General features: G+C 65.5%; 15 protein-coding genes and 1 pseudogene. 4 read left to right on the top strand and 12 right to left on the bottom strand.

The window, feature by feature from the left end:
• The 6 genes and pseudogenes from OG2516_RS20490 to OG2516_RS17135 all read right to left on the bottom strand — a co-directional run.
• On the bottom strand, positions 1 to 376 hold a 376-nt coding region (locus tag OG2516_RS20490), incomplete at its 3' end, for a polysaccharide biosynthesis protein (protein WP_192808394.1).
• Positions 370 to 1,521 (bottom strand): hypothetical protein, encoded by a 1,152-nt coding sequence (locus tag OG2516_RS20080; RefSeq protein ID WP_156799429.1) that lies wholly within the window; start codon positions 1,519 to 1,521, stop codon positions 370 to 372. The genes OG2516_RS20080 and OG2516_RS20490, both read right to left, overlap by 7 nt.
• Before the next feature lie 376 nt (positions 1,522 to 1,897).
• On the bottom strand, positions 1,898 to 3,190 hold the full coding sequence (gene wecC, locus OG2516_RS19785; protein WP_342626100.1) for a UDP-N-acetyl-D-mannosamine dehydrogenase: 1,293 nt from the start codon (positions 3,188 to 3,190) through the stop codon (positions 1,898 to 1,900).
• Positions 3,191 to 3,198: 8 nt separating this feature from the next.
• Positions 3,199 to 4,326 (bottom strand): non-hydrolyzing UDP-N-acetylglucosamine 2-epimerase, encoded by a 1,128-nt coding sequence (wecB, locus tag OG2516_RS19780; protein WP_007257129.1) that lies wholly within the window; start codon positions 4,324 to 4,326, stop codon positions 3,199 to 3,201.
• A gap of 132 nt (positions 4,327 to 4,458) precedes the next feature.
• Positions 4,459 to 5,216 (bottom strand): annotated as a pseudogene (locus OG2516_RS19775) (IS5 family transposase).
• Positions 5,217 to 5,505: 289 nt separating this feature from the next.
• Positions 5,506 to 5,859 carry a MarR family EPS-associated transcriptional regulator gene (locus OG2516_RS17135; RefSeq protein WP_007257133.1) on the bottom strand — a complete coding sequence of 118 codons (354 nt, stop codon included), beginning with the start codon at positions 5,857 to 5,859 and terminating at the stop codon, positions 5,506 to 5,508.
• Positions 5,860 to 6,200: 341 nt separating this feature from the next.
• On the opposite strand from OG2516_RS17135, the gene OG2516_RS17130 reads away from it, so the two are divergent.
• Positions 6,201 to 8,360: a GumC family protein gene (locus OG2516_RS17130; RefSeq protein WP_007257134.1), complete on the top strand. Its 2,160-nt coding sequence runs from the start codon at positions 6,201 to 6,203 to the stop codon at positions 8,358 to 8,360.
• Positions 8,361 to 8,425: 65 nt separating this feature from the next.
• Here OG2516_RS17130 and OG2516_RS17125 read toward each other — a convergent pair whose 3' ends face one another.
• Positions 8,426 to 9,799 (bottom strand): polysaccharide biosynthesis/export family protein, encoded by a 1,374-nt coding sequence (locus tag OG2516_RS17125; protein WP_192808393.1) that lies wholly within the window; start codon positions 9,797 to 9,799, stop codon positions 8,426 to 8,428.
• 250 nt (positions 9,800 to 10,049) lie between these two features.
• Between OG2516_RS17125 and nusG the strand changes: the two genes are divergently transcribed.
• From nusG to OG2516_RS19160, 3 genes are all read left to right on the top strand, one after another.
• Positions 10,050 to 10,556, top strand: a complete 507-nt coding sequence (gene nusG / locus OG2516_RS17120) for a transcription termination/antitermination protein NusG (protein ID WP_040616289.1) — start codon at positions 10,050 to 10,052, stop codon at positions 10,554 to 10,556.
• 261 nt (positions 10,557 to 10,817) lie between these two features.
• Complete coding sequence (locus OG2516_RS19165) at positions 10,818 to 11,711, top strand: hypothetical protein (protein ID WP_192808392.1); 894 nt, start codon at positions 10,818 to 10,820, stop codon at positions 11,709 to 11,711.
• Positions 11,712 to 11,724: 13 nt separating this feature from the next.
• Entirely contained in the window at positions 11,725 to 12,201 is a 477-nt protein-coding gene (locus OG2516_RS19160) for a hypothetical protein (RefSeq protein WP_156799427.1), read from the top strand.
• Between the two features lie 167 nt (positions 12,202 to 12,368).
• Here OG2516_RS19160 and xylB read toward each other — a convergent pair whose 3' ends face one another.
• The 5 genes from xylB to OG2516_RS17080 form a co-directional block, all read right to left on the bottom strand.
• Entirely contained in the window at positions 12,369 to 13,832 is a 1,464-nt protein-coding gene (gene xylB, locus OG2516_RS17100; RefSeq protein WP_007257139.1) for a xylulokinase, read from the bottom strand.
• Positions 13,829 to 14,590, bottom strand: coding sequence for a creatininase family protein (locus OG2516_RS17095; protein WP_007257140.1), 762 nt, complete (start codon positions 14,588 to 14,590; stop codon positions 13,829 to 13,831). The genes xylB and OG2516_RS17095 overlap by 4 nt, the downstream gene beginning before the upstream one ends.
• Positions 14,587 to 15,312, bottom strand: coding sequence for an SDR family NAD(P)-dependent oxidoreductase (locus tag OG2516_RS17090; RefSeq protein WP_007257141.1), 726 nt, complete (start codon positions 15,310 to 15,312; stop codon positions 14,587 to 14,589). Before OG2516_RS17090 ends, OG2516_RS17095 begins: the two co-directional genes overlap by 4 nt.
• On the bottom strand, positions 15,309 to 16,139 hold the full coding sequence (locus OG2516_RS17085) for a carbohydrate ABC transporter permease (RefSeq protein WP_007257142.1): 831 nt from the start codon (positions 16,137 to 16,139) through the stop codon (positions 15,309 to 15,311). Before OG2516_RS17085 ends, OG2516_RS17090 begins: the two co-directional genes overlap by 4 nt.
• On the bottom strand, positions 16,136 to 16,731 hold a 596-nt coding region (locus tag OG2516_RS17080), incomplete at its 5' end, for a carbohydrate ABC transporter permease (RefSeq protein ID WP_007257143.1). The genes OG2516_RS17080 and OG2516_RS17085, both read right to left, overlap by 4 nt.

The following is a 16,731-nucleotide window of genomic DNA, read 5'->3' as shown; positions in this document are numbered from 1 at the left end:
CGTTTCGGCGCTTTACTTCGTAGCTCGTCACGTACGATAATCCGTTAATTGCTACGACGACGGCGTACAGGACGAGGGGATCAGACCTCAGGAAGGATGCTGCAAGCGCACCGGTGCAGATAATTGCGAAATTGAGAAATTTTGTGGTGAGAACCCAGTCCATTGCCTCCATGCCGTAGCTGCTGCGGAGGCGGACGCCAGCTTCATCCGTCCCGAAAGACACGAACTGGGCGAAGGCCATTCCTAGCAATAGCGCGTATGAATATTGGCCGAACTCGGATGGCCCCAACCGGTTTGCTAGGAAAATGTTCGTGGCGTAGGAGAGCGCCGCGAGTAGAGTGCTGGCGAAAAGAAGGCTCCTCAGTTCGGTCAGCACGGTTGCACACTAGCATTTCGAGGCCGATTGATCACAGCTCGCATCAAGAGAGCGGTCGCGAGTAAGCCTTCTATGCCGTAGAAAGCTGAGACGATCCCAACGAAGGAAAGCACCCAAAGCGTTTTATTTTCGCCGCTCAACCCTCGCTTCTGCAAGAAAAACCAGGTTATGAAAACAAGTAAAGGTAGGAGGCCATAACGCAGTCCTATGTCGACCCAGAAGTCATGAAACGAGTAGAAGTATCCGGTCTCTATTTCTTGCCTTGAGAAGGCGCTCTGATCGAAGGTGACAAAGGCCAATGCGCCTGAGGCGTCCGAAATTCCGCTGCCAAAGCCGCGGCCGAAAATGACCTGAAGCGGAGGGAGTTGGAAAAACATTTGACTTTCTGCAAACCGCACTGGATCTAGTTGTTGGAGCGAGCTGAACCCCTGGTGCTGAATGATCAACAGCATATTTAGCGCCTTATAGCCTTCGAAGACTTGGGTGTAGTCAGCGGAGTAGAGGGCGAGCATGCAGGCAACTGCGATGGACCCGCCAAGGTAAATTGGGCGCATTCCACGCCTTCTCCCGGTGAGTAGGGAGATCCCGACTAGTCCGGCGAAATATGATAGAAAGAGCGTTCGCGTGACATAGCCGATTAGAACCGGAATTGTTAGTCCTATGAGGGCAAGTGCAACCCCGGTCCGCCGGGTCGCAAGTGCATATAATGAAGGAAACGCGATGAGGTACTTGGTGGTGTCGAAACTAAGGTAGGTTCCGTACCACTGTTGGCGAAATAGGAAAAAGTTGACAAGCTCGGATACCAAATAGGCAACTATAACGAGGTATAGGAAGGAGAGGTCGAGTCCGAAGCCTCCTTTTGTTCGAGTACAGAGTAGCGTGAATAGGAGGATCGCGAGTTGTCCGTCGTGGATCAACTGTGTGGTACTGAGATGCTGTGTGTTGAGCAGGGTGAGCGAGACGTAGCCACAGATCAGAAGTACCGTCAAAATTGTATGTGGGATCAGAATAATTGATTTGTGCAGGAATGCCGCCACAACCGTAAGATAGATCATATAACGGACGACGCTCGGCGTTGGGTCGAGGTCGAGTATCGCTCGATCGGTTGAGAAGAACAGCGCAAGCAATAGCAGAGTGTTGCGCAATGTCTGATTTTTAGTGAATATACAAAGCGCGGCTACATAGGGGATGAGGCATATGTAGGTTGAGATTATTGGTAAAAGGAGCCTTTGACCGGCAAGAAAAGCAATGCATATCCATAGAGCGGTTGAGAGAACTTCGGAGGGTTGGCCGAAGTGCCGGCGGCCGGAGTACGGTTGGACCCCGTTCCTCATGAGTTCTGCCGAGATTCGGAGCGGATGGGAGAGCTGCTGCTCCGGTTCATGCTTTTCGGAACGGGTGAGCTGCAGGCTGCTCTCGAGCCACAGAAGTCAGGGCGAAGGTACCTGGGGTGACGGTAGTTCGGGCAGATGCCGGGCGTTATATGGTCATGCAACCGGCTAATCTGTTCGGCCGGCATCTTCAAAGTCCGACGGTGTCGATCACGTATCTGGGGGGCCTTGGCGAGGCCTGAAACTCACGATGTGCGACGAGGTAGACGTGTATATCCGCGCGCTGAAATGCTTCCTGCATGGTTACTAATTCAGCTTCTCCCAATCCGCTCGGAACTTCAGTGCAGTTTGGCTCTACGACGAGCAGAGGGCCGGCATGGGTGCGGGATAGCTTGTGTGCGATCTGTAGCGCAGGGCTCTCTCGCATATCGTCAATGTCAGGCTTGAACGCTATCCCGTAGCAGGCAATCGTCACGTCTTCTTCATCGAGCTTCGGGTATTGTCTGAGGAAAGTGGCGACAGCTTCGTCTATCTTTCCCAAGACCCAGGAAGGTTTGCTGCTATTGACATGCCGAGCGGCGCGGATGAGCCGGGAGTTTTCAGGCGAACTAGCCACAATAAACCAAGGATCGACTGCGATGCAATGGCCTCCGACTCCTGGTCCGGGGCGCAAAATCCGAACCCTTGGGTGCCGGTTCGCTAAGGCGATAACTTCCCAAACGTTAATTTGCAGCGAGTCGCATATCAGGGAAAGCTCGTTCGCGAAAGCAATGTTCACATCTCGGAAGCTGTTCTCGGTTAGCTTCGACATTTCGGCAGTCCGTGCGTTGGTCAGAACGCAGTCACCAGTGACGAATAATTTGTAAAGTTGTGCTGCTAGTTCAGAGCATTTCGGTGTCAGACCGCCGATGAGCCGATCATTAGAAATTAGTTCCTGCATCACCTTTCCCGGCAGCACGCGTTCGGGGCAGTGAGCGACGCGGATGTCGCTGTCCTCGCCGTGCGCCTGAGGAAAAGTTAGGTCGGGGCGAGCGGCGGCCAACCAGCCGGCCAGCTGCTCCGTTGCGCCGACGGGGCTTGTAGACTCCAAAACCACCAGGTTGCCCTGACTCAGCACAGGGGCGATGGCGTCCGCGGCGGCTTTGATGAAGCTTAGGTCGGGCTCGTAATTGTCGCCTTTGAAGGGGGTCGGTACCGCTACCAGAAAGGCTTCGGCCGGTTCAGGAGTCAGCGAGGCACGTAGATGACCCTGCGAGACGACCGCCTGCACTACGATGTCAAGATCGGGTTCGACGATGTGTATCTGGCCTTTGTTGACACGTTCGACTACCGAGCGGTCTACATCTACGCCAGTAACGCTGATGCGGCGCGATGCAAACATCGCGGCGGTGGGTAAACCGATATAACCTAAGCCTATAACACAGACGCGCGAGAATGGGCCCGCCGATGTCTTGGCCGATTCCTGTATCGTCATATCCATCATCGTTCTCCCTACTTGCGGCTTTCCGCGAAATTACGGAGCACTTGGACGATTCGTTGAACGGCCTTGCCGTCGCCGTACGGGTTGTGAGCGGCGCTCATTAGTTTGTAAGCTTGAGCGTCGTCCAGCAGACGTGTCACCTCTGTTATAATTCGGGACTTGTCGGTGCCGACGAGGCGGACAGTGCCCGCTTCCACTGCCTCGGGCCTCTCTGTTGTGTCACGCATGACAATGACCGGCTTCCCAAGGGACGGGGCTTCTTCCTGGACGCCGCCTGAATCAGTTAGAATAATATCCGCGCGGGACAGCAGATATACAAAAGGTAGATACTCCATTGGCGGAACAAGGTGTACGTTGAGAAGATTTCCAAGCTTTGCCTCTACCGGGCCACGAACGTTTGGATTGAGATGAACTGGATAAACGATCTGAACGTCCTCCCGCGATGCTAGGGTGACGAGTGCTGCGCAAATACGGTCAAAGCCTCCCCCGAAACTTTCCCTACGATGGCCAGTGACTAAAATTAGTCGACGAGCGGGATCAAGGCGGAACTGGTTCCGCAGGCGTGTGGTGAGGTCGGGATCACTGTTGATTCGTGCGACTATGCTTTGCAGCGCGTCGATGACGGTGTTGCCCGTTACGAAAATATTAGGGTCTGGGACTCGTTCAGCTAGGAGATTATCTCTGGCGCGGGTGGTTGGAGCGAAGTGGAGCCGTGCAACTGTACCTGCGACATGTCGATTCACCTCCTCGGGCCACGGCGAATAGATGTTACCGGTGCGAAGGCCAGCCTCGACATGGCCCACTGCAATCTGCTGATAGTAAGCGGCAAGCGACGCCGAGAGTGTTGTACTAGTGTCGCCGTGGACCAGTACAAGTTCTGGCCGAAACTCAGCTAACACAGGCCGCATTCCGTTAAGAACGCCAGTGGTAACATCAGTGAGGTCTTGGCCCGATCTCATCAAATTCAGATCGAAGTCAGGCCGAATTTCAAACAAAGAAAGTACTTGGTCGAGCATTTCCCGATGTTGAGCGGTGACGCAGACCGCGGATTCGATTCCATCGGCGTCCATGAGTCCTTTGACTACGGGGGCCATTTTGATGGCCTCAGGACGGGTGCCGAAAACGGATAAAACTCGCATCGAGAAGTGACCCCTGTGATTATGTTTTTTCTATAGCGTTGCAGCAGAGATTGTTTCTTAAGACTAGGATCCTGCGCTAATCCTCGGTCAGGTATTGGCAAGTACCATGAAGTCTATCCCTAGGCTCAGGACTCATAGCCAGTAGATGACGATAGCGGCGAGAGCGATGGCTGAGAGGAAGACCTTTGGGGATCGGTCGTAGCGCGTGGCAACGCGCCGCCAGTCCTTGAGCCTGCCGAACATGATCTCGATCCGGTTTCGGCGTTTGTAGCGTCGCTTGTCATACTTCACCGGCATCTTCCGTTGTTTCCGTCCGGGGATGCAGGCACGTATCCCCCTGTCTTTCAAAGCTTCCCGGAACCAGTCGGCGTCGTAGCCGCGATCCCCGAGCAGCCAATCGACATCCGGAAGACTGTCGCACAGCGCCCGCGCACCGATGTAGTCGCTCACCTCACCTGCCGTTACGAACAGGTCGAGCGGACGTCCCTGGCTATCGCGGATGGCATGCAGCTTGGTGTTCATGCCGCCCTTGGTGCGTCCGATCAGGCTGCCACGCCCCCCTCTTTGACGCCCAGACTGGACGCCGTGCGGTGGGCCTTCAGATAGGTGGCATCTATCATCACGGTCTTCTTCTCGCCGTGCTCCGCAGCCAGCCCCGCCATCATCTTCGCGAAGATGCCTTTGTCGCTCCACCGCTTTCAGCGGTTGTAGAGCGTCTTGTGAGGACCATACTCCTTCGGCGCGTCGCGCCAGCGCAACCCATTGCGATTGACGAAGATAATCCCGCTTAAGACGCGACGGTCGTCGACGCGCGGCTTGCCATGGGACTTCGGGAAGTAAGGCTTCAGGCGCGCCATCTGCGCATCGCTCAGCCAGAAGAGATCAGACATAACTCACAGCTCTGTTTTCGTGCGGTGAATCATACCCCTCCGCTGCAATCAATGGGTCCTGAGCCTACCTTTAGGGATGGTTGGGTTTGGTCCCGCAGCATTGTTGGTTGTTGCGCTACGGGTGGTCGGACCGGCGTAGCTAGCTTTGCGGATCGAGCCATTGCGCGACCGTTAAAGCCGCTTGTTGCCCCACGCAAAGGCTGCAGCTGGTGGGCCAAGATCTTGGTTCCCGCAGGTACCATCGGCTCGGCCGGCCGCTTGCGCGCCGACGAATGGCAGATAACATCAATCATCGACCGCTCCCCTTCGAAGCCTCCTCGCCACCAACCTCCATCTCCCGCTGCAGCGCCCGGATTTCGGCCTGCAGGGCCTCGTGCTCGGCGAGCTTGCGCTTCAGGAAGCCCGAGGCGAGGCGGGTCTTGGCTTCGATGCCGCTGGGGGTCAGCAGGTAGGCGTAGCGCAGCTTGTTCTGCGAGACGCGGAAGTTCTCGGCCTTGACCTGGCCCTTCTCGATCAGCGCCCGCAGCACGTAGTTGACGCGGCCCAGGCTCAGTCCGAGCTCCGCGGCGATCTGGCGTTGCGACATGGACGGGTCGGACTCGAGGAGGCGGAGGAGGCGGAAGCGGAGGTCGTCGGGGATCATCGCGCCGCCATGGCTGCCGCACCGAGACTCGCGGGGAAGCTCGGGGGGCGGGGGACGGCGGGAAAGGCCGCGTTCATTCGTGAACGGTTATCCACCCCCGGGCGACCGCGCAAGCGTTAAAGTATCATGTTGAGGGGGAGTGCACGCCCGGCGGCGGGTGACGTCGCGCAACGTGCGGCAGGAGGTCACCATATTCCGCCGGCCCGGGGGCCGAGGATGTCCCGGCGCTTGTTTTCTCGCCGGCCGTCGCTAGAAGAGCGCTTCAAGGTTGTAGACGACCGTCGCTCCTGCCGACCTATAGTATCGGGCCCGGAGCGGGCGCAACTGCGAAGGGCGCAAGCATGAACAGACCCGAACTCGAGCGACCGCGGCTCGCCGCGGTGACGCCGGCGCCCGCTCCGGTGCCGGCCAATTCCGTCGCGGACGACGAGATCGACCTGCTCGCGCTGCTGCGCACGCTGTGGCGGGGGAAGTGGCTGATCCTGCTCGCGGCGCTCCTCGCGCTGGCGGCCGGAGTCTATTACGCGACGCAGGTGGCCGAGCCGAAATACGCCGCGACGACGGCGATCGCGCTGCAGGTGAACAATCCGCAGGTGGTCGATTTCGAGAGCGTGATGTCGGGCGTCTCGACGGACGACACCAGCATGAACACCGAGGTGGAGGTGATCCGCTCGCGAGGCCTGCTGGAGCAGCTCGTGGACCGGCTCGATCTTCTCGAGGACCCGGCCTTCAACACGTCCCTGCGGCCGGAGGAGGGGTTGTCGCTCACGGCCCTGCTGGCGCCGCTGACGGGAGAGGCTCCCGACGCCGCCGCGGCCTCCGGCGAGGCGGCGGCGCTGAACGCTACGGTCGACCAGGTCCGCGACGCGCTCGGCGCCTCGGTCCAGCGCGATACGTTCATCCTCAACATCCGGGCGACGACCGGCGACCCGCAGAAGTCGGCCCTGATCGCCAACACGCTGGCCGAGCTCTACATCGAGGATCAGATCGCGGTGAAGTTCCAGGGGACCGAGGAGGCCGTGGCCTGGCTCTCGGACCGGGTCACGGCGCTCGAAGACGAGCTGCGGCAGAAGGAAGACCAGATCGCGGCGTTGCGGGCGGAGTCCGAGCTGGTGAGCGCCGAGGCGCTCGAGGGGCTGAACCGCCAGGCGAAGGACGTCCGGGACCGCCTGACGGAGCTGGAGCAACAGGCCGCGCGCGAGGCGGCGCGGCTGGCGGAGCTGGAAGCGGCCATCGAGCGCGGCGACACCGCCGAGGCGCTGGCGCTGGCGAACGACGCCACGCTGCGCCAGCTCGCGCAGCGGGTGGAGGCGGGCGACGAGGCGGCCGGGGAGCTGTTCGAGCGGCGGGCGGAGACAGTGCTCGCGCGGGCCCGCAACGATCTCGCGCGCACCGAAGCGCAGGCCGCCTCGCTCGAGACATCGCTGGCGCGGCTGCAGACGCAGACCGAGGCCCAGAGCGCCGAGCTGGCGCAGCTCCAGCAGCTCGAACGCGAGGCGCAGGCCACGCGCACGCTCTACGAGACCTTCCTCGCCCGGCTGAAGGAAACGACGGTGCAGCGGGGATTGCAGCAGGCCGACGCGCGGATCCTCTCCTATGCCACGCCCGGCGAGATGGTCGCGCCGCGCAAGGCGCGGATCGCGGCGCTCGCGCTCATTCTCGGCCTGATGGTGGGGACGGGCATCGTCCTGCTGCGCGAGGCGATGCGCTCGGGCTTCCGCACGCCCGAGGAGCTCGAGGCGCAGACGGGCAGGGCGGTGCTGGGGCAGATCCCGCGCATGCCGATCCGCAAGCGCGGGCAGCTGGTCAAGTACCTCAACGACAAGCCGACCTCGGCGGCGGCGGAAGCGATTCGCAATCTGCGAACCTCCGTCCTGCTGTCGAACCTCGATGCGCCGCCGCAGGTCATCCTGCTGTCGTCGTCGGTGCCCGCGGAGGGCAAGACCACCCAGGCCATCGGCCTGGCGCACAACCTCGCCGGCCTGGGCAAGAAGGTCCTGCTGGTGGAGGGCGACATCCGGCGGCGGACGTTCAACGAGTACTTCAAGAGCAAGGCCGACGTCGGGCTGATCGCAGTCCTGTCGGAGGAGGTGCCGCTCGAGGAGGCGATCCTGCGGCCGGACGGCTTCCCGGTCGATGTCCTGATGGGGCAGAAGTCCAACGTGAACGCGGCCGACCTCTTCTCCTCCGACGCCTTCAAGGGCTTCATGGCCCGCGTGCGCGACAGCTACGACTATGTCGTCATCGACACGCCGCCGGTGCTCGTGGTGCCGGATGCGCGGGTGATCGCGGCGGTCGCCGACGCCATCGCCTACGTGGTGCAGTGGGACGCCACGCCGCGGGCGCAGGTGACCGAGGGCCTCAAGCTCTTTGCCTCCGTCGGGGCGCCGGTGACGGGGCTGTCGCTGTCGCAGATCGACCCGAAGAAGATGAAGCGCTACGGCTACGGCGGCCAGTACGGCGCGTATTCCGGCTACGGGCGCAAGTATTACGACGCTTAGGTCGGAGACGGCGATCCGCCGGCCGGCTTGGGCAGAGGCCGCGAGGGGCCTCCGCGCGCCATCGCTCAGTTCGTGACGCTGGCCGCCGCGGTGGTGATCAGCGTCGGCAGCGCCTGCTGCAGCGCCCGGCTCCACTTGGTGATCGGCTGGGCCTCGACGAAGAGGATGTCGTTGGGCCGCATCTCGAACTTCGTCGCGAGCACCAGCGCGGCGGCGTTGCCGGCGTCGAGGTGCCAGGCGGTCACGGCGTCCTCGCCGGTCGCGGTCCGGGACGGGCGCAGCACGTAGATCTGGGTCGGATCGCCCGTGGCCGTGGCCAGCCCGCCCCTGTCGAACAGGACGTCGGCCAGCGAGGCCTGGCGGTCGTAGGGCAGGGGGAAGCGGCTCTGCTCGGCCACCTCGCCGGCGAGGTAGACGTAGTCGCGCTCTTCCGCGCCGAGATCCGCGCGCGCGGTGAAGTTCGCCCGCGCCTCGGCCAGCGCGGCGCGGCGCAGGGCGATCTCGGCCTGCAGCTCGTTCAGGGCCTGGAGGCGGGCCGAGCTTCTGAGCTGGGTCACGTCGAGCTGCTGCTCGTAGAATTGCAGCGCCCGGTCGAGGTCGTAGTTGGTGTCGACATAGACGGAGTCGCCGGCCTGCAGGACGGTGTTCTGCAGCTCGGGGCGCGCGAAGAAGGTCTCCACGGGGATCTGGTAGAGGGTGCCGTCGCGATAGATGCGGATCGAGGCGTACTCCTGGTCCCGGAGGGTGACGCCGCCGGCCGCCGTCAGCGCTTCGCCCAGGTCGAGCGTGTTGAGCGTGATGGGCACGAGGCGCGCCGCGGCCACGGCACCGCCGACGGCCACGCGCTTGGAGTTGAACTCGGCCACTTCGAGGGAGAAGGCGGGATCGACGCCCTGGCGGACGATCGCGTCGAAGACGGCCGCCTCGGCCTCCTCGAGCGTCAGCCCGGCGAGCTGGATCTGACCGATCCCGGGGATGGCGATCGCCCCGTCGTCGCGCACGGTGTAGCCCTGCCGCTGCGACTGGGCCGCGAGCAGGCCCGACAGCTGCTCCACCGTGGAGCCCGAGGCGCTCTTCGTCGCCAGCAGCACGACGTCGCCGACGCCGATCTCGTAGGGCTGCGGCTCCACCGCGGGCGGCACCCGCAGCTCGAGCGGCTGGGGCGCCAGCGTCGGCACCGCCGGCGCGTTCGGCAGGGCGCCGAGCCCGCGGACGGAGCCGCTGCTCCCGGCGACCTGGTGGAAGATCGCGGGCAGGCTGCGGGGGGTGTAGGGGGCGCTGTTGGCGAAGGCCAGCGCCTGGGAATCCAGGGGCACCACGGTGACGGGCAGACCTTCGACCTGCTCCTGCACGCTGGGGCTGTTGTAGCTGACGCCGCAGCCCCCGAGCGTCAGAGCCGTTCCGAGCAAAAGGCCCCTGAGGGCGATCCTAGTTACCATGTCCGTCCATCCCTGCTTCCCTCCGCCTTCTGCGGAGGCCGTCGTCTCGCGATTGCCTCTCCGGCGCGCGCGCGCCCCTCGGGTCCGCCGCCGCGATGCAACCTACGATGCCCGTGCCCTGCAGCGTCAATAGCGTCTTGATACGACGCCGCGGCCCGAAACCCCATGGTGTCGCCTTGCGTTGCTCCGTCCTGTGGTGCAAACGGCACGATCGGTTGTGTGTGGCTGTCGTTCGCGACCGGAGGGTGTGATGGATCGACGTTGGTACGTGGCGCAGATCAAGCCGAACGGGCTGCGGTTGGCGACGCAGAACCTCGCGCGGCAGGGGCTGGCCGTGTTCTGTCCGCTGCAGCAGGCGAGCCGGCGCATCCGCGGCCAGATTCGCTCCGTCACCAAGCCGGTCTTCCCCGGCTACCTCTTCGTGTCGCTCGCGCCCGCCGGCGGCGAGATGCGCGCGGCGAGCTACACCCGGGGCGTGGCGCGGTTGGTGACGCTGGACGAGAGCGGCCCGAAGGCGGTCCCCGACGCGCTGATCGAGGAGTTGCAGGCGCGCTGCACCCCCGAAGGGATCCTCGGCCCGCCCGAGGCGGACCAGCTCGACGTGGGCGACCGGGTCTGGGTGACGGACGGCCCGCTGGCGGGACAGGTCAGCCGCATCATCGCGCTGGCGCCCGAAGCGCGCATCTGGCTGCTGCTCGACCTCATGGGCCGCCAGACACGCGTCGCGGTCAAACGCGAGGCGGTGAGGCGCGATTGACGGCGTCCCCCGGGGTGGCCCTGCACCATCCCTGCCAGCCGCACCCCGGGGAGAGCCGTGGTTCTGCTCAAAGTTGAGGCAGCATTGTCGAGATCGGGCGGCGCGCCATGCCGGATCTCGGCAATCTGCCGTATATCTGCAACGATCTTTCGTATTGAGAGAATCGCGGGGTTTCGTGCACACACGGGGATATTAAAGAAACGGAAGCGGGCTTTCGCGGAGGCCCTTCGGGTATTGATCGCTGCAAAGAGGAGTTACGGGGTGACAAGGCGGTTTTCAGTAAGTTTCATTGGTCTGTGCGCGGGCCTGTTGAGCGTGGCAGCGACGGCCCAGGAGAGTCAGGACAACCCGTCGCTCGGTCCGGCAGAGATCACGACCGACGTTCAGGTGCGCGGCGCCGATCCGACCTTCCCGGTCGAGGCCGAGCCGCGTGATGCGCAGGTCGCGGGCGACGAGTTCGTGGACTCGCTCCAGGCGATGACCAAGCTGGTCCTGCCGCCGAGGAGCCCGGTCCTTCTCGGCATCGGCTCGGGCGTCGTGGCGCCTCACGGCACCGTATTCGCCTCCGTCTCCGGCACGACGCGCCGCGACAGCCCGGACGGCGCTTCCGACGATCTGAACCTCGACGGCTCCGTCGCCCTGGGCTTCGGCCTGGGAGACGCCACCGAGACCGTGGGCGCGCAGGTGACGACCGTCGTGTCCGGGCTCGAGCCGTTCGGCGACTCGGGCAGCGTCAACCTGAAGTTCTCCCGCGCGCTCGGCCCGAGCACCTTCGCCGGCATCTCCTTCGGCAACGTCCTTTCCTGGGGCGCCGAGGATGACGAGGGGGTGCGCACGACCGTGGCGGTCACGCATTTCCAGGACATCTGGACCGAGACCAACTACTACCCCGTCATGTTCACGGCCGGCTACGGCACCAACGTGACCGACGGCGGCACCGAAGAGGGCGTCATCTTGGGCGCCGGCGTGGGCCTCAACGAATATATCGGTGTCAGCGCCTCGACCAACACTGAGTACGTCAATCTCGGGATCGGTCTGAAGTCCCCCAACCTCGAGGGCTGGAACATGTCGTTCACCGCGGTCGACGCCTTCGACCAGGACGACCGACAGGCGCTGCAGGTCGCGGTGTCGTACTCCCTCTCCAATGCCTTCTGAAGGAGGTAACGTCATGAGTTCTTCTCTCACTCTCAAGAGTGCCGCCGCGGCGCTTGCGCTTTCGCTGGCACTCACGCCGAGCCTGTCGCTGGCCGGTGGGCAAGATGTCAGCGGTCAGGATCCGAGCACCGCTGGTGCCGCCGGCGCCGACACCTCCGCAGCCGCGGCGGCATTGGTGAGCAACTCGGTCCAGGTGGTCGCGTCGCTCGGCGGCACGGTCAGCACGCCGGCCGCAGCGCAGGCGATGGCGAACGTGCAGTCGGCGGTCGCCTCCAACCCCCCCGGCAGCCCCGCCGTGGCGCAGGCGCTGGCCGCGGCGATTCCGAGCCTGATCTCGCCCGCCACGGCGGCGAACCCGCCCGCCCTGACCACGGCCCAGCTCCCGGCCGCCCGTGCCGCGGTGCGCACGATGATCGCCGCGCTCAACGGCAACGGCGTCGCCGTCCCTCCGGAGCTCGCCACGCTGGGTGCCTCGCTCGGCGCCTTCTGAGGCGCACCCGAGAAGGACGACATTTCGCTGCCCCGAGAGAGGATCTCCGGGCAGCGAAAACCACCCTGGAGCACGTCCGGCCACGTCGGACGCCAGAGCGACCGACACTGATCGGACGCAGTACAAGGCCCGGGAGCGCGGCCGGGCAGGGCGTCATTCCGACCGCCCTAGCCGGGGAGCGCTCTCCGACACCACGCCTGGTAGCGCGCGAAGCTTTCCTCGTGAGCTTGCATCTCCACCGCATGGGGCTCGTACTGGCGAGCGATCGGCAAGGTCTTCGCGGCAAGTTCTGCGATAGGCACCGTCTCTGCCGCGGCGTAGCCCAGCAGCGCCGCGCCCCGCGCGGACGTGTCCCGCTCGTCGATCAGGTCGACGGGCCGGCCCAGCATGTCGGCGATGATCTGGCACCAGAGCGGTGACTGGGCGCCGCCCTCGGCCAGACGCACTTCGCGCGTCCCGGCGCCGGCGGCTGCGAGGGCGTCGAGGCATTCGCGGGCGTTGCAGGCGACGCCTTCCAGCACGGCGCGCACGAGGTGGCCGGTGTTGTGCGAGGACGACAGCCCGAAGAAGCTGCCGCGCATGTCGGGGCGGTTGTAGGGCGTGGCGGCGCCTTCGAGGAACGGCAGGAAGGTGACGCCGTCGGCCCCGGCGGGGACATCGGCGGCCAGTGCCTCCATCGCCTCGAACGAGATGGGGGCGGCGGCGCCGAGGATCGAGCGCATCCAGGCGTGGCTGAGGCCGCCGCTCATGATCAGGCCGAGCCAGAGCGTCCGGGCGGGCACGCCATGCGGGATCTGCCAGAGGCCGCCGCCGGCCGGAAGATCGGCCGCAGGGGCTTCGGCGACGACGTGGCCGGCGGTGCCGAGCGTGATCGCGGTGGTGCCGGGCGCGACGACGCCGCATCCGACCGCGAGCGCGGCCACGTCGCCGGCTCCCGTGGCGACGGGGGTGCCGGGTGCGAGGCCGGCCGCTTCGGCGGCCCCGGCGGTGAGGTGGCCGGCCACCTCGTCGGCGGCGCGGATGGGCGGCAGGCGCGCGGGGTCGATCTGCGCCAGCGCGCACAGCGTCTCCGACCAGTTCAGCCCGCCGGTCTCGGTCAGGGCGGTGGAGTGGGCGTCGGAGGGGTCGGTGGCGAGGATGCCGGTGAGGCGCAGCAGGATGTAGTCCTTGACCAGCGCGATCCGGGCGGCGCGGGCGAGGAGCTCGGGGCGTTGGGTGCGCATCCATTCGAGCTTGGGCAGGACGCAGATCGCGCTCAACGCGTTGCCCGTCAGGGCGGGGAAGTCGGCCGCCCCGGCCAGGCGCCGCGTCTCGGCCTCGGCGCGGATGTCGAGCCAGAGCACCGCGTCGGCGAGCGGTTCGTCGTCGGCGTCGAGCAGCACGAAGCCGTTGAGCTGGCCCGACAGCCCGACGGAGGCGATGGCCGCGCCCGAGGCCGCGAGCGCCTCGCGGCAGGCCTCGCAGGTCGCGCGCCACCACGCCTGCGGCGACTGCTCCGCCCAGCCCGGGCGCGGCGCGCGGGTGGCGTAGCCGCGCCCGGCGCGGCCGAGCACCCGGCCCTCGTCGTCGAGGACAAGCACCTTGACCGCGGACGTGCCGAGGTCGATCCCGAGATGGCCGCGCAGGCTCACGTCGCGCCTCCGGCCTGGTGCAGGCCGCGCCGCGCCAGGTAGTCGAGCCACAACTCGGCCGAGCGCTGGCCGCCGGTCTCGAGCCAGCGCCGTCCCTTCTCGGCGGACGCGACGGTCGGATCTCCGAAGACGCCGCTTTCCATCAGCTGGCCCATCGACAGCTCCGACTTGCCGTACTCGGCGGGCACGGGCGGGTAGTCGGCGGCGGCGCGGTCCATCCTGACCAGCTCCGGCGCGATGGCGAGCATCAGCGACGTCTCGATCTCCTCGGCGTGGATGTCGTTGTGCCAGGGGCGCGAGTCGCACTCCTCGAGCATTTCGCCGAGGCCGGAATAGATGCCGTTGAGCACGCCGATGTCGTAGTGGCCGTGGATGTGCTCGCGGATCGCGTGCTTGACCGGCTGCGGGTTGGAGCCGTGGCCGGACAGGACGTAGACCGCCTTGATGCCCCAGCCCGACAGGCTCTCGGCGATGTCGCGGATGATCGCCATGTAGGTCTCGAAGCGGAAGGTCAGCGTCCCCGGCTTGCCCCGCCAGACCCAGGCGTAGCCGACGTTCAGCACCGGCAGCACCATTCCGACGCTGCGCCGCGCCGTCTCCAGCGCCATGGCCTCGGCGATGCGGTTGTCGGTGTCGAGCGGCAGGTGCGGGCCGTGCTGCTCGAACGAGCCGACGGGCAGGATCGCGACGGGGTGGCGCTCGGCGAAGGCGGCGATTTCCGGGGCGGTGGCGGAACGGGCGTCGATCCAGTGGCTCATGTCGGCTCCTTCCAGGTGGTCCGGTAGGCGGGGTCGTCGTCCCACGCCTGCTGATCGAGGGATCGTCCGCTGATGCTGCCGGGCGACAGGGTGCAGAGCACCTCCGCCGTCGCGTCGAGCAGGCTGGGCGGGGCCAGCTCGGCGCGGCGCGCGGCGTCGAGATGGGCGAAGAAGCCGGTGTCGAGCATGACGGAAGGGAACAGCGTGTTGACGTTGATGCGCCGGGGGCGGAGCTCCAGCGCCAGCACCCGTGCGAGCATCTCGATGGCGGCCTTCGAGGTGCAATAGGGCGCATCGCCCGCCTGAGCGTCCGACAGCCGCGCCAGCGAGGAGGTCACGAAGACGATGTTGCCCCCTTCCGGCATGTGCCGCGCGGCGCACCGGGCGGTGAGGAAGCCGCCGTCGACGTTGACCCGCATGATCTTCCGCCAGGTCTCGTAGGGCAGATCGACGGCGTGGTGGTGCGCGAGGTCGGTCACGGCGGCGTTGGCGATCACCGCCGTCAACGGCGCGCGCGCGGCGGCCTCCTGCATGGCCGTCTCCATCGCCGCCTCGTCGGTGACGTCGGCCGTGACGGTGGCGATATCCGGGTGCTCGGCGAGCGGGCTCGGGAACGGGGCGAGGTCCAGCGCCGTGACCGTCCAGCCGCGCCCGGCGAAATGCGCGGCGAGCGCCGCGCCGATGCCGCCTGCCGCGCCGGTGATCAGGACGTGGCCGCTCACTTCACCGCCCCGCTGGCCAGGCCCTCCACGATGTGGCGCTGCGCGAAGCCGACGAAGATCAGCGCCGGGATCATCGAGCAGATCGAGATCGCGGCGATCAGCGGCCAGTCGAAGCTCATCGTCCCCGCCAGCCCCGCCACGACGACCGGCACCGTCTGCGCCTCGCGCGAGGTGAGGAAGAACGCCAGCAAGAACTCGTTCCACGAGAAGATGAAGACGATGACGGCGACCGAGGCGATCATCGGGCGCGCGATCGGGACGATCACCATGTAGAGCGTCTGGAACGGCTTCGCCCCGTCGAGCATCGCCGCCTCGTCGAGATCGGTCGGCAGCGCGCGGAAGTACGTCATCAGCAGCCACACGGCGAGCGGCAGCGTCAGCGTCAGGTGCGCCATCGCGACGGCGAGCCGGGTGTCGAGCAGGCCGGCCTTCTGGAACAGCACGTAGAGCGGCAGGATCACCGCGAAGAGCGGCGCGAGGCGGATCGACAGCACCCAGAAGCTCAGGTGGTTCTGCAGCGCGCCGCGCATCCGCGCGAGGCCGAAGGCGGCCGGCACGCCGATTCCGAGCGACAGGATCACGTTGATGATCGCGATGGTGAACGAATTGAGGAACGCGCCCGACAGGCCGCTGTCGACGATCTTGCGGTAGGCGCTGAAGTCGGGCGAGAAGATCAGCGTCGGCGGCACCTCGAGGGCCCCGGCCCGCGTCTTGAGCGAGGCCAGCGCGAGCCAGACCAGCGGGAAGACGACGAAGACCATCACGGTCGCGATGAAGCTCCAGCGCAGCGCGACGAGAGCGCGCTCGTGGCGGCGGGGGGCGCTCATTGGCCGGCCTCCGTGTCTTCCTGCATGAAGCGGCGGAACATCAGCATCGCACCGGTCAGGCAGATCACCAGCATGACCACGCCGAGCGCGGCGGCCTGGCCGAAATCGAGCTCCTGGAAGGCCGTGCGCCAGCCGAGGATCGACAGGATCTGCGTCGCCCGGCCCGGGCCGCCACGGGTCATCACGTAGATCAGCTCGAAGGTGTTGATCGCGTCGACGAGCCGGAACAGCACCGCGACGAACAACGCGCCCTTCATCAGCGGCAGCGTGACGAAGAGGAACTCGTGGATCGGGTTGGCCCCATCCATGCGGGCCGCCTCGTAGTAATCGCGCGGGATCGATTGCAGCGACGCCAGGAAGATCAGGAACATGAACGGCGTGCGGCTCCAGACGTCGGCCACGACGACCGACACCAGCGCCGCCCTCGGCTCGGCCAGCGGATTGAGCTCGAGCCCCATGCCCGGCAGCAGGAACGCGCCGAGGAAGCCGATCTCGCCGTTGAGCAGGAACCGCCAGGTGAAGCCCGCCACGACCGGCGGGATGACCAGCGGCATGACCACGATCGCCCGCATCCAGCCGGCGCCGGCGCGCG

The organism is Oceanicola granulosus HTCC2516 (genome assembly GCF_000153305.1).
In the GTDB taxonomy this organism is placed as follows: domain Bacteria; phylum Pseudomonadota; class Alphaproteobacteria; order Rhodobacterales; family Rhodobacteraceae; genus Oceanicola; species Oceanicola granulosus.
The sequence above is the reverse complement of the archived record's forward strand: the minus strand, read 5'-3'. Positions and strand labels throughout refer to the sequence as shown.